Source organism: Dokdonella ginsengisoli, assembly GCF_042652785.1.
GTDB lineage: Bacteria > Pseudomonadota > Gammaproteobacteria > Xanthomonadales > Rhodanobacteraceae > Dokdonella_A > Dokdonella_A ginsengisoli.
In genome coordinates, this window is sequence record NZ_JBHSHD010000016.1 from 46,675 (window position 1) to 64,779 (window position 18,105).

General features: G+C 62.8%; 20 protein-coding genes and 1 pseudogene. 4 read left to right on the plus strand and 17 right to left on the minus strand.

Features of this window, described 5'->3' with window-relative positions; translation table 11 throughout:
- Positions 1 to 246: 246 nt before the first annotated feature.
- The 4 genes from ACFO6Q_RS18065 to ACFO6Q_RS18080 all read right to left on the minus strand — a co-directional run bounded on the left by ACFO6Q_RS18065 (position 247) and on the right by ACFO6Q_RS18080 (position 2,763).
- Positions 247 to 1,338, minus strand: coding sequence for an eCIS core domain-containing protein (locus ACFO6Q_RS18065; protein ID WP_380022522.1), 1,092 nt, complete (start codon positions 1,336 to 1,338; stop codon positions 247 to 249).
- Between the two features lie 120 nt (positions 1,339 to 1,458).
- A complete protein-coding gene (locus tag ACFO6Q_RS18070; RefSeq protein ID WP_380022523.1) occupies positions 1,459 to 1,677 on the minus strand; it encodes a hypothetical protein in 219 nt (72 codons plus the stop codon).
- Between the two features lie 260 nt (positions 1,678 to 1,937).
- Entirely contained in the window at positions 1,938 to 2,195 is a 258-nt protein-coding gene (locus ACFO6Q_RS18075) for a hypothetical protein (RefSeq protein WP_380022708.1), read from the minus strand.
- Entirely contained in the window at positions 2,089 to 2,763 is a 675-nt protein-coding gene (locus ACFO6Q_RS18080; protein WP_380022524.1) for an HNH endonuclease signature motif containing protein, read from the minus strand. The genes ACFO6Q_RS18075 and ACFO6Q_RS18080 overlap by 107 nt, the downstream gene beginning before the upstream one ends.
- Positions 2,764 to 3,060: 297 nt before the next feature.
- On the opposite strand from ACFO6Q_RS18080, the gene ACFO6Q_RS18085 reads away from it, so the two are divergent.
- A complete protein-coding gene (locus tag ACFO6Q_RS18085; protein WP_380022525.1) occupies positions 3,061 to 3,318 on the plus strand; it encodes a hypothetical protein in 258 nt (85 codons plus the stop codon).
- Between the two features lie 390 nt (positions 3,319 to 3,708).
- On the opposite strand, the gene ACFO6Q_RS18090 is transcribed toward ACFO6Q_RS18085, so the two are convergent.
- The 4 genes and pseudogenes from ACFO6Q_RS18090 to ACFO6Q_RS18105 form a co-directional block, all read right to left on the minus strand.
- Positions 3,709 to 3,993 (minus strand): hypothetical protein, encoded by a 285-nt coding sequence (locus ACFO6Q_RS18090; protein WP_380022526.1) that lies wholly within the window; start codon positions 3,991 to 3,993, stop codon positions 3,709 to 3,711.
- 58 nt (positions 3,994 to 4,051) lie between these two features.
- Positions 4,052 to 4,414 (minus strand): hypothetical protein, encoded by a 363-nt coding sequence (locus ACFO6Q_RS18095; protein WP_380022527.1) that lies wholly within the window; start codon positions 4,412 to 4,414, stop codon positions 4,052 to 4,054.
- A 58-nt stretch (positions 4,415 to 4,472) separates the two neighbouring features.
- Positions 4,473 to 4,781: a hypothetical protein gene (locus ACFO6Q_RS18100; protein WP_380022528.1), complete on the minus strand. Its 309-nt coding sequence runs from the start codon at positions 4,779 to 4,781 to the stop codon at positions 4,473 to 4,475.
- Positions 4,782 to 4,838: 57 nt separating this feature from the next.
- A pseudogene (locus tag ACFO6Q_RS18105) lies at positions 4,839 to 6,872 on the minus strand (catalase); the annotation flags it as partial.
- Positions 6,873 to 7,439: 567 nt separating this feature from the next.
- Between ACFO6Q_RS18105 and ACFO6Q_RS18110 the strand changes: the two are divergent.
- Positions 7,440 to 7,625: a hypothetical protein gene (locus tag ACFO6Q_RS18110; protein ID WP_380022529.1), complete on the plus strand. Its 186-nt coding sequence runs from the start codon at positions 7,440 to 7,442 to the stop codon at positions 7,623 to 7,625.
- Between the two features lie 179 nt (positions 7,626 to 7,804).
- Here ACFO6Q_RS18110 and ACFO6Q_RS18115 read toward each other — a convergent pair whose 3' ends face one another.
- Positions 7,805 to 7,975: a hypothetical protein gene (locus ACFO6Q_RS18115; protein WP_380022530.1), complete on the minus strand. Its 171-nt coding sequence runs from the start codon at positions 7,973 to 7,975 to the stop codon at positions 7,805 to 7,807.
- A gap of 213 nt (positions 7,976 to 8,188) precedes the next feature.
- Here ACFO6Q_RS18115 and ACFO6Q_RS18120 point away from each other — a divergent pair, with 213 nt between their 5' ends.
- Positions 8,189 to 8,440: a hypothetical protein gene (locus ACFO6Q_RS18120; protein ID WP_380022531.1), complete on the plus strand. Its 252-nt coding sequence runs from the start codon at positions 8,189 to 8,191 to the stop codon at positions 8,438 to 8,440.
- A 16-nt stretch (positions 8,441 to 8,456) separates the two neighbouring features.
- On the opposite strand, the gene ACFO6Q_RS18125 is transcribed toward ACFO6Q_RS18120, so the two are convergent.
- Positions 8,457 to 9,431 (minus strand): P63C domain-containing protein, encoded by a 975-nt coding sequence (locus tag ACFO6Q_RS18125; protein WP_380022532.1) that lies wholly within the window; start codon positions 9,429 to 9,431, stop codon positions 8,457 to 8,459.
- Positions 9,432 to 9,588: 157 nt separating this feature from the next.
- Entirely contained in the window at positions 9,589 to 10,809 is a 1,221-nt protein-coding gene (locus tag ACFO6Q_RS18130) for a tyrosine-type recombinase/integrase (protein ID WP_380022533.1), read from the minus strand.
- 403 nt (positions 10,810 to 11,212) lie between these two features.
- Between ACFO6Q_RS18130 and ACFO6Q_RS18135 the strand changes: the two genes are divergently transcribed.
- Positions 11,213 to 11,413: a hypothetical protein gene (locus ACFO6Q_RS18135; RefSeq protein WP_380022534.1), complete on the plus strand. Its 201-nt coding sequence runs from the start codon at positions 11,213 to 11,215 to the stop codon at positions 11,411 to 11,413.
- Positions 11,414 to 11,464: 51 nt separating this feature from the next.
- On the opposite strand, the gene ACFO6Q_RS18140 is transcribed toward ACFO6Q_RS18135, so the two are convergent.
- The 6 genes from ACFO6Q_RS18140 to ACFO6Q_RS18165 form a co-directional block, all read right to left on the minus strand.
- A complete protein-coding gene (locus ACFO6Q_RS18140) occupies positions 11,465 to 12,508 on the minus strand; it encodes a hypothetical protein (protein WP_380022535.1) in 1,044 nt (347 codons plus the stop codon).
- A 74-nt stretch (positions 12,509 to 12,582) separates the two neighbouring features.
- Positions 12,583 to 13,146 carry a DUF2058 family protein gene (locus ACFO6Q_RS18145; protein WP_380022536.1) on the minus strand — a complete coding sequence of 188 codons (564 nt, stop codon included), beginning with the start codon at positions 13,144 to 13,146 and terminating at the stop codon, positions 12,583 to 12,585.
- Positions 13,147 to 13,373: 227 nt separating this feature from the next.
- Positions 13,374 to 13,589: a SlyX family protein gene (locus ACFO6Q_RS18150; protein WP_380022537.1), complete on the minus strand. Its 216-nt coding sequence runs from the start codon at positions 13,587 to 13,589 to the stop codon at positions 13,374 to 13,376.
- Entirely contained in the window at positions 13,586 to 14,725 is a 1,140-nt protein-coding gene (gene gmd, locus ACFO6Q_RS18155; RefSeq protein ID WP_380022538.1) for a GDP-mannose 4,6-dehydratase, read from the minus strand. Before gmd ends, ACFO6Q_RS18150 begins: the two co-directional genes overlap by 4 nt.
- A 98-nt stretch (positions 14,726 to 14,823) precedes the next feature.
- Positions 14,824 to 16,176, minus strand: a complete 1,353-nt coding sequence (locus ACFO6Q_RS18160) for a DUF1501 domain-containing protein (protein WP_380022539.1) — start codon at positions 16,174 to 16,176, stop codon at positions 14,824 to 14,826.
- Positions 16,177 to 16,187: 11 nt separating this feature from the next.
- Positions 16,188 to 17,921 (minus strand): DUF1800 domain-containing protein, encoded by a 1,734-nt coding sequence (locus ACFO6Q_RS18165; protein WP_380022540.1) that lies wholly within the window; start codon positions 17,919 to 17,921, stop codon positions 16,188 to 16,190.
- Between the last annotated feature and the right edge of the window lie 184 nt (positions 17,922 to 18,105).

An 18,105-nucleotide genomic window follows, 5' to 3' on the forward strand; every position in this document is an offset into this window, starting at 1 on the left:
CTGGACCGGCGAGCACGAGGCTCTCCCGCACCGCCCGCCATGAAGGAGGGACGTGCGTGCCCGGCCGACACACGGGCATGAAAAAAGCGCCGGGCATCGGTTGATGGGCGCTTATGCGCCAGTTGATTCAGGACGCCAATCCTGGTCGCCGATTAGGCGGCGACGAAAAGAGCATGCATCTGCAATAGGGCCATGTCAATGGCCGCTAGTCCGGCACACAAACCGGCTACGACCTTGAACGCATAGTTACGGAACCATCCCTCCTACAAGTCCGTAGGCTGAAGGACAAGCGCAATTGCTTCCAGATAAAAGTGGCTGGCCGAGAGCGCACATACCCAAATTGGTTGAACATACCCCTCCAAATCCGCGCATCTGAACTGCGCCAGCGAACGCCCCTCCTGGAACCATGCACATGCAACTGGACCCGACGATCAAAGGAGCGTTGAGAATGCAGGGTCCTGCTGGTGTAACGCACGCATTACCCATCGTGGGTGGCGTAGGCGGAGTCGTTGGATCAGAACCGAGTGCGACAGGAGTCACGGAAGGAACTAATGCTCCAACCGCAGCTCCCAGCGGCGTTCCACACCAACAAGGCGTCCCAACTGGGCCAGACCCATTTAACTGGCATCTCCCCAGCGCGGTTCCACAGATCGAGGATTGCGTGTCGCCAAAACCAGACATAGGTACTTGATTGATCGTATCCGAATTGACTTCGATTCCTTTCGATGCGAGCGACGCCGCGCTCCGCATGCCAGACCAAGCGACATAGCGAGTTTCTGCTTCATACCCTGGCTTCTCTACCGAGTGATAACTTCGGAGATAGCGGATAGCAAAATCCTTAATACCCCAGTCCGCAAACTGACGGACGTGCGTCAGCTCATGTGCCCACAGTGTAGGGTTATAGTTTGCATCTTCGGCCGTCTTAAACATGATCACGTGATCTAAAGTTATCGCTAGTGCTTCTCCATACTTTATAGATGCATGCTGTAGCGTGAAATCACCTCCACCAAAAACGCGAAACACCGCGCGATCCATAGTGGCCTCGTCGATGAATCCTGTGAGGCTCTCGCGGATTTGAGGTGGAATAGGTTGCACTCCACCATTCAATGCATCGTTGCGTGAGGCGATGATCATCTGCTCAAGAATGGGTGCATACATTTGAACCATCGTCTCCTTGACGACGTGCGTGGCCCCTTCTTCCAAAGCCTTGTAAGGAGGAATAGCTTTCTTGACTTGGCGATGCGCGTCATCAAGCGCAGTTCCCGCACCGGGGGCTATGTTTTCAACAAAATCCCCGATCAAACCACCAGCTTGTGCGTTAAACGCACTGAACGACATGCAAAGTACGGCGCCATATGCGCACGCACGCAACACGGCACATGAAAGCATGGCAGACCTCCCCAGTCCCCAACGCGTCAACCCATTCTGCGCCTGATGCAGGCGCCAAGCGAGGGGTTCTTAGCCCCAATGATCGATGGCACTAAATTTGCCGCCCCTGGACCGGGGCTGCCCTTTCGGTAACTCGGCGATGCGTCGCTGAGCCGCCGGGTTCAAATCGATCACGCGCTTAGCTTCGTTCAAAGCCATTTCTCCGGACTTGCACTTCTCGATGATTTCGGGGACTGCTTTCTCGATCACCTTGGATGCGGCGTGCACGGTCTGGCCGGAGACGCCCATGCGAGCGCCGGCTTTGTCGCGAGCTCGACCAGGCTCGACCTCGGACAAATTTGTCCGAGGCTGAGGACTGGCGCCGCCAGTGCTGGTAGCAAGTCGTCGCTTCGCCTGCTCCCGTTCGTACTCCAAGAACCCAGCGGCGATGAGCGCGCGCCGGGTGGCATTGAGGCTGCGATGCACGCAGGAGCTTTGGACGAAGCCAACAGGGTCGTTGCCGATAGCGACACACGAACTGCCGGACGCCCGAGCTGGTCTTTGAGCGGTCAGTATCGCGCGGCTAACGCTGGACGCTGCGGGGGCTCAGCTGATGGCACGGATGCGTCATCAAGAATGAATCCAGTCCCCTTGACCCCCATCGTGACGCGCAGGTACTCGACCTCAACCTTCGCGCTGTTGATCGCAACCTGAGCAAGTTCAGCGACTACGCGCGCCCTGTCGATGTCCATTGGCTCGTCGAGGTCCAGGACCGCTTCGATCGTTGCGAAAAGATGATTGCGAAGATCTAGCATCTTGTTTTTCATCTCGTCGCTCCTGAATAGCACGCCTCAGCTGCCGAAGTCCTTGCATCGCATCCCAAAGCTCTGGCGGGTAGTGCGAGAACAAGTTCCTACGCAGTGCCTCTGACTTTGCAACCAGTTCAATATTGTCCAAGTGGATATGGGATCGATCGCCATCACGAAACGCGAGGACGTGGCCCTGGGGAACGCAGCCGTTCGCTTGCTCCCAAACGAGGATGTGACTCCTCCTCCAATTCCTGCGATGAGCCCCAGGCTCTTCGGCCACCTTTGTCATTCGCCACCCTCCCTGTAAGCGCTCCTCTCCGATCTCTCGCGCATGAACTCCTGGATGGCCTTGTTTGAATTTTCCTGGGTGACAATATTTCCTCAAGCATGTTCGGTTCTTTCGTAGTCCCATTCGAGCTGCCTCGGACTCTACCTGCTTGAGCGAACGCCCCAAGACCACGGCTAAAACTCGATTGTTGGCGTCGTTGTACAGCTCGCGAAGAAGCTTGCGATCAAGATCACTCCATCGGAAACACCTACGGGACTTCTTGATGGTCATGACGCGCACCAAGCATCTGCGGGCCATGGATGCTCGCGCTGCATCAACATCTCGTCCAGCCAACAACTATGTGGATAGGCTGTGGATTAGCGCGAATTTCGAGAACCGCACCACAGCTTTGCAATCACGGCCCCAGCTTGGGCCGAGCACGGCAAGCCAGAGGCAGACGAGCCACGATCAGGCCGGTGAGTACCGAGAGTGCTTGAGATGAAGCGAGCTTTGTAGGAAATTTCCTACGCGACTGACCGACGGTTTCCGACTGTACCGGCCCGAAGTTTCGTGCATGATTCCCTGGCGCCATTCCAGCGCACACAGGGGATTGCCATGAACAAGATCATCGTAGGCGTTGCCTCACTCGCCATCTTCGTTGCCGGACCGGCCTTTGCGCGAGGTGGCAGTCATCGCTCGTCGGGTCATAGCTCGACAGTCCACGTCGCCGGTCATACAACGAAGTCAGGCAAGTACGTTCCTTCTCATACTCGCACCGCCCCTGACCACAGCAAGTACAACAACTGGTCCACCAAGGGGAACGTCAATCCGTACACGGGCAAGGCTGGCACCAAGGACCCTAGTCATAGATAGGGATAGCCGCGCGGGCGACGAAGAGCCGCCCGCGCTCCCTAGCTAGCAGTGAGAGAAATCGCAGAATCGCAGGAATCGCGGCGCGGCAGGGCCTCCTATCATTGTTTCCGCCGCGGACCACCTTCTGCGGGTCCTGGTAACCCTCCTCAACGAGGGCGCGCGTCAACGCATTGAAGACCAGGTTCGAGTCGGCCTCAGAGCGGGTAAAGCTTGAGGGGGAGTTGGCTTATGGGGAGTGAGGCGCGCGCGCAGCGCCACCGAGATGGCAGCACGGTGGGGGTCCCCCGCTGCCGGAGGGCAGCGGGCTATTGCACGCGCCCGCTGCCGTTGCCAATCGCCAAACGGGCCAAGCAGTAATGTCCATTGATCAGCTTACGACCTTGCCAAGATTCACCGGAAGATGATCGCGCCGGCAACCCGCTCGTGACGTAGCGCTGCCAGGTCGTCGTAGATCTGGCTCGCATTGATGCCCAGCCCATAGGTTCCGACGAATAGGTCGGATGTCAGCGCGGGAGCGTTATTAGTACGGCTTACGAAAACGTCACCTCCAGCGTTGATCCACACGGCAACATCGTGAGCAGCGGCATGAGAACGAACCGTCTTGGAGAGCAGCTTTAGGTCCCCTAGCAGGGAGCCCACCTCCAGAGTCCCCGCCTCTTTCAATGATCGCTTCATAGCCGAGGCCTCAGGAATACGCATTGGTGATGGGACGTCGAGAACTGCGGAGTTAACCTCAGCCTTCGGGACGCGTACGCGGTCGACGAGGTGGCCGCGGTGTCTTCGAGGTGCTCGGAATCGTGTCTTGATTGCGGCGCGCGTGCATATGCTTGACCACCCAGCCGACCGAGAAGCCGATCACCCCAACCAAGATCACCGTCTCGACGGGATGACGAGACACCGCACGCTGCGTGGAGCGGCTGGCTCGCGTTAGTTGGGCGAGCGCTTCGTCGCGAAACGCAGTTGCGGACTCCATCCCCGCCGCACTTTGCCTGGAGACGCCATTGAGCACGTCTCGGAGCATGCTGGACAGGCTATCCCGCGCTCGCGTGAGCTGATCGATCGCATCGGTGATTGCTGCTTCTGTTTTTGTCGTCATACCTCTTCTCCTCCTCTGGAACGGTTGCCTTCAGGGCCCGGAAATCTCCGGATGCCCGTCACGAGACTTCTTGCCGGGCAGCCTGCTCGGCTAGGGCTGCAGATCCATTGGCTGCTCTGTTGCATTGATCGCGTCCATCACGAGGTTCGTTTGCGGTCGCTGATGGAATCGCCCCGACCCGCGTGCGCCCGAGGGTTATGTTCTTGGCAGCTCGCACTTCACGGTTGGAAAATGTCCATACCTCACCCGTATCCGTAATGAAGACCGTCCAGTACAGATCGGACTCAGGCCCGTAGTCGATTAGGATGTGGGCGAATCCTTCACCTCTCGGGGTGAGCATTGGCAGCGGGGGATTGAGCTGCAGCATGGAGCCTCCTTACGTTTGCCTGATGGCTGAATAGCCATTCGGTGCAGATGCAGACCTTCAGGCCAACGTCCGCAGTTTCGGCTCTCGGTCCCACTGCCGTGTCTTCGCGGCCTGGATGAAGCCCTTTATGTCCGATGCACTGATCACACCGGCATCCTTGGCAATGCCCGCGGCTCGCAAGACGGGTTCTGCGCCACCGTCGAAGGCGATCGCTTTGAGGTGGCCGAATGCATCACGCAACCAGTCCACGGCCGCGGCTTCCTTCGCCAAGGTCTTGCCAGCAGCGGCGGACAGCACGATCGCTACCGCATCGAAAACGATCGAGGGTGTGCCGGCGAGTTGACCATCCGCAGCCTGCGTCCTGCCGTCACTCAGCGTGACGCCACCGACCTTGGACGCGACGATCTTGACGGCCGCTCCCGCATCCTCGGCGGCCTTGCGTAGGGCCTTGATCGTGCCGGCATCGGAACCGGCACCGATCAGAATGCCAATCTGCCGGCCTTCCAGCGTGGCCTTCATCTTGCCGATGATCTGCAGAGCGGGCGACGGCGGGCGATCCTCCGGCTTCACCGTGGCGGGAGGCGCAGGAGGAAGGGCATCCAGCGCCAGTCCCGTGGCGACGCGCTTGGCGAGGTCCGCGTCGATGTGGCGCAAGTGACCAACCACCGCTTCGCGCACGTGCAGGGTCTCCACCTTGGAGAGCTCGAACACCAGCGCCGAGGCGATGTGCGCCTGCTCGGGTGTGGTCTGGCTGCGATAGAACTGCCGCGCTTGGCTGTAATGGTCAGCGAAGCTCCCGACACGAATACGGCCCTTTGTGCCTTCGTCGGCCGGTTGGCCGAACGTGCGGAAGCCGTTGGGCGCTTCCCGCGGACTATCCACCTGCAGCGAGCTGGGGTCGTAGTTCACGCGGCCCTTGGGCACGTGCATTTGCATGCGGCCATCGCGCTGCAGATTGGCGTATGGACACTTGGGCGCGTTGATCGGAAGCTGATGGAAGTTTGGGCCGCCGAGGCGCAGGAGCTGCGTGTCGAGGTAGGAGAATAGACGCCCCTGCAACAGGGGGTCGTCGCTGAAGTCGATGCCCGGCACGATGTTGGCCGGGCAGAACGCCACCTGCTCGGTCTCGGCGAAGAAGTTGTCCGGCCAGCGGTCGAGCACCATCCGACCAACAACCTGCAGCGGCACGAGTTCTTCGGGGATGAGCTTGGTCGAGTCGAGATGGTCGAACGGAAATTTCGCCGCGTCTTCTTCAGTGAAGAGCTGCACGGCGAACTCCCATTCCGGGTAGTCGCCGCGCTGAATCGCCTCGAACAGGTCGCGGCGGTGGAAGTCCGGATCGGCTCCGGCGAGCTTCACAGCCTCGTCCCATACCGTGGATTGCAGCCCCAGCTTAGGCCGCCAGTGAAACTTCACGAAGGTCGATTCCCCCTTGGCGTTAACCAGCCGGAAGCTATGGATGCCGAAGCCTTCGATCATCCGCAGCGACCGCGGGAGGGTACGGTCGCTCATCGCCCACATGATCATGTGCATCGCTTCTGGCGTGAGCGAAATGAAGTCCCAGAACGTGTCGTGCGCACTGGCTGCCTGCGGGAAGCCGCGATCCGGTTCCATCTTCACGGAGTGGATCAGATCCGGGAACTTGATCGCGTCCTGGATGAAGAACACAGGGATGTTGTTTCCGACCAAATCCCAGTTGCCCTCCTTCGTGTAGAACTTCACGGCGAAACCGCGCACGTCACGCGGCGTGTCGACGGAGCCGGCACCGCCGGCAACAGTGGAAAAGCGGGTGAACAACCGCGTCCGCTCGCCGACCTCGGTGAGCACCTTGGCTGTGGTGTATTTGCTCAGCGACTTGGTCAACTCGAAATAGCCGTGCACCGCGGATCCGCGTGCATGCACGATGCGCTCAGGGATACGCTCATGATCGAAGTGAGTGATCTTCTCGCGGAGGATGAAGTCTTCCAGCAGCGTCGGCCCGCGCGACGTCGAGCGTACCGAGTTCTGATTGTCCGCGATCGGAGTCCCCTGGTTGGTAGTCAGCGGCGGATGCTTGCCTCCTGCAAGCTGGTGTCGTTCGCCCCCATTTCCCGAAGCAGAGGGCTGTTGCCCTTTGGATTTATGAAGGCGGGACGACTTTCTGACGTTCACCGGATTCTCCTCGGCGGACTTTCGGTGGGATCGAGCAAAAATGGATGGGAGATCGGAGACGACCAGGGCTTACTAAATCGAGTCGTCCTTCAACCTAGCGACGACAGTACCGGCCTGGCAGAGCATTCTGTACTAGAAGGCCTAGTATCTGTGTGCGGAAACGTACAGAGCGTCAGCCAGCTACCGCGTAGAAGGTGCGTTGAAGAGACGATCTTTGCCGTGGTGCCAGACGCATGCGGCTCCGATCGGCCCGCGGGATGTTTCGATCGAGGAAACGAACGTGCCTACTTTGTGGTGCTCCTGTTCCGCGTCCTTGCCGCACGAAGGAGAGTCCATCCACTTCCGACTCGATGGTCGTGGGGCCTCGCTGACTGGGACGTATATAAGGGGGTTCTTCCGATCGCGCTGGGCCGAGTACGACGTTGGACGCGTCCTTTCATGGCGGGCGCCCGACGTGATTGAGTCGGACAGCATGGCTGTCACTCTTGAGCATCGATAGGAAGCCGCATGCAACCTGAAACTCCGAAGCGCCTCAAAGAGCTTCGTCAGTTGCACGAAGTGGAGACCTACTTGCAGGGCGCTCGGACGGATCTGCGCCTGAAACCGGGAAACCAGGAACTTCGAGCCTTCGTAGGGATGGCCGAAAAAGTTTTGGCGTACGAGCGAAAGCGGCTTGCAATTAAAGGCACCTGAGGCGGAAACGGCTCAGCCCCGGGCGAGTTTTCTGTAAGCCATTTCCAAACAAGCCTAGGACTGCAGCAGCTTTGAACTCCTCGACCGACGCAGAGGCTTCCCCTCTTGCTCAGCGATGAGCTTCTGCAGATAAGCAACGCGCTCTTCCTCTGGGAAGAACGCGATCACGTGGGCGACCGTCAGGCGGTAGCGCTTTCGTAGCCCTGGAACTCCGCCTTGGCTTGCGCCAGGCGCTCCTCGACGCCCACCTTCTCCAAAGGGGGCACAGGCTGACGCGCCGTGTCGTTCTTGCGGTCGAGTTCCGCTAGCTCCTGCTGGAACTGGCGGAAGTCGTAGCTGCTCTGCTTCATACGTAGTTGGGCTCAAGGGATGATCGGCCCGCCTAGCCCGACCATGGAGCGCGCGCCCTCCGGCAAATCTGACGAGAGCGCGAATGGTATTACCATTCCTAGAACGTCTACGCTGACGTGTTCCTCGCCCCAGAACGAGCCGTGACTGACTTTCTACGCCCTCCGCAAGCCATCTCGATGGCCAAGTCGCAAAACTTTCGTCGCGCGAGATGGATGCTGGTCGTACTGTTTCTGGCTGCCGCCCTCTCGATGTCGCTAGTCGATCGTGCTCCCCCTTGGATTGCAGTGATCGAAGTGGCGATCTACGTGCCAGTGTTCCTCTACGTCGCCTTCTGGCCCTGCCCGATATGTCACAAGCCATTCGCGCTCAGGATCGGCTGGATCATGATCTGCTGGCCATGGGTCAACCACTGCCTGCACTGCAACAGCGGACTTCTTTCGCCCAAAAGAAAAGCCCCGCGCTAGGCGGGGCCTGATCTAGCTACGACGTTGGGCGTTTGAAATCTAGATCGAGCTGGCCTCCGAAGACCTTCTTGATGTTGGATTCATACTCTTCTTGAGTGTTGGAGACGCTAGCGATGCCAGTCAACTTGCCAAGGTGGACACGCAGCGCCTTCACGCCTATCTCAGAGAGAAACTGGTGTAACTTGCCGCCGGACCTCTTGCTCTTCTCACGACTCTCTCTCGTTAGAGTCAAGATCTTGCCATTGCTGCGCGCCAGCGGTTCATACACCTGACGTTCGGTGAGCCATTTGAACTTCCAAGGTCTATTGCGGACAGGTTTGGGGAGCGCATAGAGTCGATACCACTCGTTGTACAGCTCCTCAGGAAACTCGCGTTCATACTCGCGAGCCTCCTCCCGCACGAACACTTTGAACGCCGCAATAACCTCTTCTCGGGTAGCGTCGTAGCCCGCCAAGGCATAGACCAGACCCTTGATTCCAGCCTTTGCCGAGGCGCCGAGGATTACGTGCGCTTGACGTGCATAAGGCGCCTGCCTATCAGTCAACTTGCCAGCGGCCTCGGCAGCCACGATGGCCTTACAGATGTCTATTAGCAGGGTCACATCGTAGCCGTTTCCCTCAACAACAAGGTTCTCGGTGCCGCCGGGGCGATATTGAAATTTAAGGGGTTTTCCCAACTTTTCCAGGATCTCGGTGCCGACGAACTGAGCCATCACCTGCCCGCTTGCGAACTTTCGAATTGAATGGCCTCGGGCCGCCAATCCAATTGCCTCACCCATCCCGGTCTGACTGATGACGGCGGTCTTGCCAGCATCATTCAGCACATAGCAATCGACGTCGAACCCGAACTCGTCCTTGAAATTTCCTTTGTGCGTAGCTTGCAGCGTCTCATCGTGCGAATCGGCACCCTTCGCCTTAGACGCCCGCATCTTCGGCACCTCGCCGTTGAGCGCCATTGGAATCGTCCCCTCATCCCCCTTCTTCTTAGCCATCTTTGAGACCCCCTGTGGATTGTGGCTCCAACAGCCTAGCAAGACTGCTGCCAGCGGGGATGTAGGCCAACCCAGGGAGTTCTTGTAGGAAATCTCCTACAGGCCCTCCCCTCCCCCGAAGTTCCGCCGCGATGGTGCGGTGCGGGATCAAGAGTGGCTAGGCCATCCGCTTGATCGGCACGACATTCGTTCCTGTGCCGAGAACATCAAGTTGGTCCGCCCACTGACGTAGCGCCGCAGCCCGCTCAACCGCGTAGTCGTTTCGATCGTAGATTTCCGCCATGCCGGGCAGCTTGTGATTGATGGCCCGTTCGGCAACTTCGTAGCGCACCCCAAGCGAGGCGAGTCCGCTGCGCATCGTGCGGCGAAGGTCGTGCGGCTTGAAGGAGCCTCGGGGGATCCCGGCGGCGTCGAGAGCACGCCAGAGCCAGGCGCGATAGGTTTGGTACGGAATCGGTCGGTCTTCACCCCGCGCCGCGGGAAACACATACGCGGAGCTTGGAGTGTTGGCGGCGATCTTCCTAAGCAGGTCCAGCACTTGGCTGGGTAGCACAATCACGTAGCCGGATCCCGTCTTGGTGCGTTCCGCAGGAATCGACCATGAGCCCCGCTCCAAGTCGAATTCGGCCCACGCGGCTTCACATAGCTCGCCAGGGCGAACTCCTGTGATCAGGTGCAGGCGAAGCGCCCATCCCTTCACGTCATCGGGGATGGCCCGCAGGAATTTCGCCAGCACTTCCCCTTCCAGGGCGACACCCTCACGGCGCTCCTCTGCCTTTGCGATAGAGCTTCGCTTGATACCCAGCGCAGGATTGTCCGGACGTATCGCCTGCCCTCGCGCATGCTCGAAGACTGCTCGCGCAGCGGCGTGGAGCGTTCGCATGGCGCCGGTTCCCCTTGAAGACGAGGCTCGGAGCATGGCTACGACGTCGGCCACGGAGACATCGACCGCGAGCATCGCCCCTAGACGAGGAACGATCCAGTTCGTCAGGTACATCTTATAGAGCTTGCGAGTGGAAGCCGCGGCTACCGACAACACCTTCGCTTCATAGTCGGCCACCAGCTGGCGCACCGTCCAGGCGGCCATGCCGGCATGCTTCTCCCGCCGTTTTTCGGCAGCGACATCCACGCCCTTACTCACTCGAACCCGCGCTTCGCGGGCTTCCTGGCGTGCCTTCTTGAGCGAGTAGTCCGGGTAACGCCCCAAGGTCACCTCGCGCCTGCGACCACCAACGCGGTAGCGCAGCACCCAGACGGCGGCCCCGGCAGAGGACAAGGTGAAGGTCAGCCCATCTCCATCGCTCTTGGCCACTGGCTTGCCCGCTGCGAGCCAGGCACGCAGCTGCACTTCGGAAAGATTCTTTGCCTGCTTCGCCATCGGTAGCGCCTCCTGGGTAGCTACGCTTCCTAGCTACCCACCTAGCTACCCATTTTGGCCCGGATGCTATTGGACATCAATGAACAGAAGCGGACAGGAATCCCAATAAATTCCGCTATTTCCCGCCATGTCCCGGACGACATCGGACGTCCACGAGCACCAAATCAGCTACTTCATGAACTATTGATGGCGGGCCGGGAAGCCGCAGAACAGCGGCTTCCTAGGCGTCCCTCTCCTCCTCGGCGGCAGGCCGAAGGAAACGCCACAAGCACTGAAACACGGCGCCGAGCGACATCTGGCCGCCACCGCGGCTGTAGGAAATTTCCTACAGCACGCGGCGCAAATCTCAGACAGACGAATGTGACGCGCGTCGCTACGCTTCCCTCATCGAAAGGGGAACCGCATGCGACCGGAAGCACAACAGCGTCTCAAGGAACTGCGCGAACTGCACGAAGTGGAAACCTACCTCGAACGTGCACGGACGCATCTCGGGCGAGAGCCGGGAGATCCGGAGCTGGTGGCCTTCGTGCGGCTCGCCGAGGAAGTCGTCACGCAGGAGCGCAAGCGGCTCGGCATCGCCCCATCACCGAACGTCGGCAATTGACCGGCGAGCACGGAACGTCGCTCCAGAACTTCGCGAAGCCGCAGCCGGACTTCAGTAGTCGTAGCCGTCGATGAGCAGGAAATCGTCCGGATTGCGCACGCAGTCGTAGGTGACGACGTGGCGCGGGCCGGTTTCGACGACTTCGAAATCGGTCACTCGCGGTGACGGGGTGCCGTCGACGAAGACGTGCTCGTCGATGCCCAGTGCTGCCCATTTCGCCGTGGTGTAGCGGTCGCTCTCGCCGGTCAGCGCGATGTTGCCGCCGTCGGCGAGCACGATGCCGTAGCGCTGCATGGTCCGCAGCAAGACCCTCGCAGCGGCGTTGTAGCGGCCGAGATCGAAGTCCGCGCGCAGGCGCATGCGCACGCCGTACGGCACGCTCGCGTCCGGTCCGCTGGTCCTCAGCGTGCCGTGCGAAGCCGGGTGCACGTAGCGATCGTCGGCGATCCGCGCATTCGGCAGCACGAAGCGGATGGCGTGGCCGATGTCACCCTCGACCGGAATCGCCGCGGCGACCTCGTCGGCGTTGAACAGCAGAGGCGCGATCGGAAAACCGGCGGCATCGGCGCTCGTGCATTGCTCGCCGCGGCCGTTGCGCGGGTAGCGCCGCGTCAGATCCCAGCGCAGCGCGCATATCGTCTGCAGGCTGGTGCCGGCGACGTTCGCCGCATAGGCCTCGTACAAGGCATCGCCCTGCTGCACGAGCAGGTGGCAGTCGGCGTTCTCGTGATCGCAGGCGTAGCCGGGCGAGCCTTCGATCGCCCCGCCGGCGGGAACGGGAAACGCAAAGCCCGGAGCGTCGCAGTCCGGCGCGTAGTAGTCGTCCGCGTCGGGCCAGGCGACCACGGATACCGTCGGCGAGGCGGCGTCCGCCTGCAGCACGTACATCGAGAAATCGATCTGGAAGTCGTCGCCCGCACCCCAGCCGCCGAGTCCCTGCAGGGTGGAAACCATCGAGGCCGAGTTCGCCGCCAGCGGCGCACGGCTGACGTCCTGGTTCCAGACCGCGCCGGGCGGGAAACGCGGCAGCGGCGCGGCGGCCGCCAGCAGCGGCAGCGCACTCGCGAAGATCGACAGCCAGTGAGATCGACGCATACCGCCTCCTCCGCGCATCGTCGATGGTGCGCGGCGCGATTTCCCAGATGCGCGTCGCGGCCCTGCGAAAGCGCCTACCAGACCAGATCGGCCGGCACGCCGTCGTCCTCGGTGGCGTGCGGGTCGCAGAGCAGGACCAGCGCTTCCGGATCGACCGTCTGCGCCGCAAGCCCGGTCTCGCGCGTGACGAGCAGGTAGCGTCCGGCGAACTGCGCCACCGCCAGCTCGCCGCCGTTGAGGCGCGGCAGCTGGTCGGCCGTCACGTAGATGCGCCGGATCTTGTTCGCGTGAGGAAAATGGCGCGGAATTTCCGCGTCGGCGACGTTGAGGGATTTGCCGTTCAGCAGTTCGGCGAGCTTCTGCTTGCGCTCGCGCTTCTCCCGCGCGCGCTGCTCGGCTTCGCGCTGCGCGCGCTCGCGCCCCTCGCGTTCGTTCCTGTCGCGCAGCGCGTACGCCTTGGCGAGGTCGATCTCGCCGCCCTCGCGTCGCGGCGAACGCTGCTGTTGCTGCGAGCGCTGCTGTTGTGGGCGTTGCTGCGGCCGCTGCGCCTGCTGCGGCTTTTTCTGAGGTTGCGGCTTGTTCTGCGGCTTCGCGACGAAGCCCGCTTTCAACAACTGATCGCGCAAGGATTCGGACATGACTGGGACACCCACCACGAAACACACGCCATTTCGACGGACGAAGAGCTTACACGAGCCGCGAAAACGGAAAAGCCCGCCCCCTCACGCCCGCCGTCGCCCCCAATCATCCGCCTTTAGCTCTTGCTGAAAAGTGCGGCCAGGGATGGCCGCGTCGGACCGCACCGCCGTACCGACCGTCACGAACCACGCTCGCTTCGCACAAGCGGCGATCACGGACGATCGCACTAATAATGCGGCGGCGGCGGCTCATCCCGCGCATCCTGCGTCAGCGATCCGCGCATCGCGACGAGTTCGCTGCGCAGCCGATCCATCGCCAGGCGCATTTCCAGCAGCTGCTGCTCGTGCGCAGCGACCGTATCGTTGAGCACGTTCATCGTGTCGTCGACGAAGGCGAGCCGCACTTCGAGCTCGGTCAGGCGGTCTTCGAGCGTGCCGGTCATCCGGCGCGCCCCGGCAGGCGTTCGATCAGATGGCGGCCGTGGCGGGCGCCGATCGCGCCCTGCGCTTCGCGCTGCGCGAGCGCCAGATCGGCCGCGGCCATCTCGCGCACGAGCTCGGCGAAACTCGTCTTCGGCGTCCAGCCCAGGCGTTCGCGCGCGAAGCTCGAATCGCCGAGCAGCGTGTCCACTTCCGCCGGGCGGTAATACTGCGGATGAATGCGCACGATCACGTCGCCGGGCGCGATCTTCGCGTCCGGCGTGCTCACGGCCGAGACGACCGCGTGCTCGTCGGCGCCGGCGCCGCGGAATTCCAGTTCAATGCCCATCTCGCGTGCCGCGAGCGTGACGAAATCGCGCACCGAATGCTGGATGCCGGTCGCGATCACGTAGTCCGCGGGCTGGTCCTGCTGCAGGATCAGCCATTGCGCCTCGACGAAATCGCGCGCATGGCCCCAGTCGCGCCGCGCGTCGAGATTGCCGAGGTAGAGGCAATGCTGCAGGCCGGTGGCGACGCGCGCCAGGCCGCGCGTGATCTTGCGCGTGACGAAGGTCTCGCCGCGGATCGGCGACTCATGATTGAACAGGATGCCGTTGCAGCCGTAGATGCCGTACGCCTCGCGGTAGTTCACGGTGATCCAGTACGCGTACAGCTTCGCCACGCCGTAGGGCGAGCGCGGATGGAACGGCGTCGATTCGCGCTGCGGCGTCTCGCGCACCAGGCCATACAGCTCCGACGTGGACGCCTGATAGAAACGGCAGCGGTCGCCGAGGCCGAGGCTGCGCATCGCCTCGAGCAGGCGCAGCGTGCCCAGGCCGTCCGCGTTCGCGGTGTACTCCGGCTCCTCGAACGAGACGGCGACGTGGCTCTGCGCGGCGAGGTTGTAGATCTCGTCGGGCTTCACCTGCTGGACCACGCGCAGCAGGCTCAGCGAATCGGTCAGATCGCCGTAGTGAAGGTGAACGCCGGGCTGCGTCTCGTCCAGCTCGTGATAGAGGTGATCGATGCGCTCGGTGTTGAACGACGACGCGCGCCGCTTCAGGCCGTGCACCTCGTATCCCTTCGCCAGCATCAGTTCGGCGAGATAGGCGCCGTCCTGGCCGGTGATGCCGGTGATCAATGCTCGCTTTCTTTCCATCGGTCCTGTGCTTCGGCCGGCCGTCGCGAAAACGGGCATGGTAGCGGAAAAGATCGCCCCGATGCGCCGCCGGCGGCCGGTGCAGCCCGGAAGCCGGGCTAGCTCGCGCCGTCGAATCCGTTGGCGAAGATCGGATCGCCGGGCATCAGGCCGAGCGGCCCCGGATAGGCGTAGTCGGGGAACACGCTGGCGAGGTCGTCGTTGCCCAGATGATCCTGCACGATCTCGCTGAGCACGCGCCGCGAGTCGGTGGTCGTGGCGACGTCCTCGTTCTGGAACAGCTGACCGTCGCCGAGGCCGCCGAAGCTGCCGAACAGGCGCCCGCCCTGCACCCGCCCGCCGAGCACGAGCATCGGGTTGCCGCTGCCGTGATCGGTGCCGCGGTTGTCGTTCTCACGCACGCGGCGGCCGAATTCGCTCTGCACGACGACGACCATGCGCCCGGCCATCTGGCTGCCGGCGAGATCGGCGTAGAGCGCCGACAGCACCTGCGAAAGCCCGTCCACGCGCGCGGCGTACTGGTTGTTGTTGAGATTGGCCTGGTCGCCGGCGCCCTGGTTCTCGTGCGTGTCCCAGCCGCCGTAGTCCAGCGTGGCGACCTGCAGTCCGAGACCGCGCTTGGCGATGTTTGCGATCAGCTTGGCCTGGTTCGCCAGACCGGCGGCGACGCCGCTGCTCGGGTAGTTCGCCCCCGGCGACGGCGTGTAGGTGGCCAGGCTCAGCGAGTCGATCAGTTCGACGGTGGTCGCCGCGCCGGAGCCGGCGAGCTCCAGCGCGCCCGAGCCGGCGTACATCTGGTTCAGCGTCATCATCGTCGACAGCTTGTACAGCGGCTGGCCGTCGACCTGCGTGCCGCTGTTGCCGTTGGGATGGAAGCTGGACGGATCGTCCAGCGTCATCGTGTCGCGCCGGCCGAGCAGGCTGTCCGGCGGCGCGGCGCCGGCGGCCAGCGCCGGGATCCGCGCGGTGTCGGGCACCTGCCCGGCCGATTCCAGGTGACGCGCGAGCCAGCCGCTGCTCGTGCGCAAATCGCCGGGCGTGCCGAGATCGACATAGTCCTGCGCATCGAAATGGCTGCGCGAGATGTGCTCGAGCGGAAAGCCGACGCCGTGCACGACCGCGAGCCTGCGCTGCTGGTAGAGCTCGTGCAGCCCGGTAGCGGCGAAATGCAGGCCGAAGTTGCCCGACAGCGGCAATGCGGCGGTCGGGCCGCTGGTGCGGATGTGAATCGTCGGCCGCTTCGCCTCGTAGGGCGCGCGATCGGGACCGCCGATCGGCGGCACCAGGTTGAGGCCGTCCATGCCGCCGCGCAGGAACACGAAGACGAGAAAACGGTCGCCGACCCACTCCGCGCGCGCAGGCCGGCTGCGCAGCGCGAGCTGCATTCCGCCCAGCGCGGTGAGACAGAGCGTGGAGCCCTTGAGGAAGCCGCGTCGCGTGAGATTGCCCATGACGTCCTCGCTCAGCGCAGCATCGCTTGTGGACTGAACAGGATGCAGTCGACCATCCCGCGCAGCCGGTTGTACCAGTAGTTCGGGCCGGAATTGGTGCCGATGCCCTGCGTGTTGCCGGCCGGTCCGGCGCCGATGCCGACGTCGGCCGGAAACATCGTCAGGGTGTCGGTGTTGCGGCACAGGAAGTCGCGCACCTGCGTGTGCAGCGCGGTGCCGATCCAGCCGTTGGCCGAATCCGGCGCCCAGCCGAAGCAGCGCGTCAGCCAGAAGTCGGCGAGCTTGTTCGGCGTGTGCTGGGCCACGTTGCTGCCGAATTCGGCCAGCGTCGTCGCCAGCACAGGTGCCAGCGGCGTCTGTTCGTTGCCGGTGCCTTCGTCGAGGGTCCAGTCGATCGTGCGCCACGCGTGCACGAAGGCGGTGCTGCCCATCCAGTAGTCCGAGGCATCGGGGAATCCGTTCGGCGGCCGCCAGTCGAACGGACGATGTCCGGTGCGGCGGAAGCGGTCCATGAAGGTGTCGCTGGCCGGCGAGCCGTTGGCGACGTTGCGCCGTACGGTGAAATCGACGCTGACCGCGCGCAAGGCGGAAACGACCGTCTCGAACGGCCGCTTGACCTTGTTGCCGAAGTTCGCGATGTCGCTGAAGCAGCCGGGAATCGTCGGATCGCCGTCCTGGCTGCCGTACAGCAGGATCGCGCGCACCACCTGCTTGAGCTGGTCGGCCGCGTTGCGCGCGGTGAAGAACACGTGCGCGGCGTTGTCGATCACCTCCTGCGGCGGATTCTCGCCGAGGAAGCGCCGCGCGAGCTTGGTCGCGATGTGGCGGCCGGTGCCCGGATGCATCGCGATGCGATCGAGGAAAGCCGCGATCTCCGTCGCCGGCGGCGTGTTCGCCGCCTGGAACAGGCCCACCACGGTCTTCTGGCCGATGTCGTGCCAGCCGTTGATGAAGGCCGGCAGGCCGTTGTTGGTGGTGCCGTTGCCGCCGTTGCCGAAACTCCAGCCGGTCAGTGCGCGCGCGAGCTCGTAGACGTCGGCGTCGACGTAGCCGACCGGCATGCCCGCGCCGTCCTCGCCGGCCGGGATCGACGGCACCTCGTGCTGCTGCAATTCGGGCCCGAGGTAGTTCAGCGCCCCGAGCGTGTGCAGCTCGAGAATCTCGCGCGCGTAGTTCTCGTTGAAACTGGGCGCGCGATTGATGTAGTTGTCGAGGAAATACAGCATCGCCGGCGACTCGAACGTCTTCTGCAGCAAGGTGCGGAAGTTGCCCAGCGAATGCTTGCGGATGACCTCGCGATCCCAGTGTTCCCAGGTCGGAGCGGCGTAGCGGTCGTAGCCGTACAGGCTGAAATGGTCGTGCCAGAAGTCGGCGAGCTGCTCGACCAGCTGCCAGCGCGAATAGAACGCACGCACGAACACGGCGCGCTCGCCTTCGCGGATCGGCAGGTCGCGCACGTACGGTCCGCCGGACGGGTTGCCGTTGACCTCGTAGTCGGTCCAGCTCTGGTCGAAGCTCTTGCCGAGCGTGACGTAGTCCGGGTGGGCCAGGCGCGCGTCGACGTCAGCGTCGGTCACGTTGCCGTTGCCGTCGCGGCTCGGAGCGAGCTGCTCGTCGACGAAGGCGGTCAGGCGGTCGACGTCGCCGGCGCCGAGCGAATTGAAGTGCTCGATGCTGTAGAGCGAGCCCTTGCGCGGCCCGAAGCCGAGCCGGCCCAGCACGTAGGCGGCGAATGGCGGAGTCAATGCGTTCGACGACAATCCGGCGAGCGAGGGAGGCGAATGCCCTGCCCCTGCGCCGGCCAACCCTGCGAGAAAACCACGCCGCGTGGCGGACGAACCGCCCTGAGCCTGTACCGCCATGACACGCCCTGCATTCCCCTGTAGGACGCATCCTAGCGATCTGCGGTGACAGGACTGTGCTGTGCTC

Coding starts and splice junctions, on each gene's coding strand:
- ACFO6Q_RS18160 (WP_380022539.1), bottom strand. CDS start 16,176: ATGGGCAATCTCACGCGACGCGGCTTCCTCAAGGGCTCCACGCTCTGT.
- ACFO6Q_RS18090 (WP_380022526.1), bottom strand. CDS start 3,993: ATGAAGCGATCATTGAAAGAGGCGGGGACTCTGGAGGTGGGCTCCCTG.
- ACFO6Q_RS18135 (WP_380022534.1), top strand. CDS start 11,213: ATGCGACCGGAAGCACAACAGCGTCTCAAGGAACTGCGCGAACTGCAC.
- ACFO6Q_RS18110 (WP_380022529.1), top strand. CDS start 7,440: ATGCAACCTGAAACTCCGAAGCGCCTCAAAGAGCTTCGTCAGTTGCAC.
- ACFO6Q_RS18145 (WP_380022536.1), bottom strand. CDS start 13,146: ATGTCCGAATCCTTGCGCGATCAGTTGTTGAAAGCGGGCTTCGTCGCG.
- ACFO6Q_RS18075 (WP_380022708.1), bottom strand. CDS start 2,195: ATGAAAAACAAGATGCTAGATCTTCGCAATCATCTTTTCGCAACGATC.
- ACFO6Q_RS18095 (WP_380022527.1), bottom strand. CDS start 4,414: ATGACGACAAAAACAGAAGCAGCAATCACCGATGCGATCGATCAGCTC.
- ACFO6Q_RS18085 (WP_380022525.1), top strand. CDS start 3,061: ATGAACAAGATCATCGTAGGCGTTGCCTCACTCGCCATCTTCGTTGCC.
- ACFO6Q_RS18150 (WP_380022537.1), bottom strand. CDS start 13,589: ATGACCGGCACGCTCGAAGACCGCCTGACCGAGCTCGAAGTGCGGCTC.
- ACFO6Q_RS18125 (WP_380022532.1), bottom strand. CDS start 9,431: ATGGCTAAGAAGAAGGGGGATGAGGGGACGATTCCAATGGCGCTCAAC.
- ACFO6Q_RS18100 (WP_380022528.1), bottom strand. CDS start 4,781: ATGCTGCAGCTCAATCCCCCGCTGCCAATGCTCACCCCGAGAGGTGAA.
- ACFO6Q_RS18065 (WP_380022522.1), bottom strand. CDS start 1,338: ATGTCGTTCAGTGCGTTTAACGCACAAGCTGGTGGTTTGATCGGGGAT.
- ACFO6Q_RS18115 (WP_380022530.1), bottom strand. CDS start 7,975: ATGAAGCAGAGCAGCTACGACTTCCGCCAGTTCCAGCAGGAGCTAGCG.
- ACFO6Q_RS18080 (WP_380022524.1), bottom strand. CDS start 2,763: ATGGCCCGCAGATGCTTGGTGCGCGTCATGACCATCAAGAAGTCCCGT.
- ACFO6Q_RS18120 (WP_380022531.1), top strand. CDS start 8,189: ATGCTGGTCGTACTGTTTCTGGCTGCCGCCCTCTCGATGTCGCTAGTC.
- gmd (WP_380022538.1), bottom strand. CDS start 14,725: ATGGAAAGAAAGCGAGCATTGATCACCGGCATCACCGGCCAGGACGGC.
- ACFO6Q_RS18130 (WP_380022533.1), bottom strand. CDS start 10,809: ATGGCGAAGCAGGCAAAGAATCTTTCCGAAGTGCAGCTGCGTGCCTGG.
- ACFO6Q_RS18070 (WP_380022523.1), bottom strand. CDS start 1,677: ATGGGCGTCTCCGGCCAGACCGTGCACGCCGCATCCAAGGTGATCGAG.
- ACFO6Q_RS18140 (WP_380022535.1), bottom strand. CDS start 12,508: ATGCGTCGATCTCACTGGCTGTCGATCTTCGCGAGTGCGCTGCCGCTG.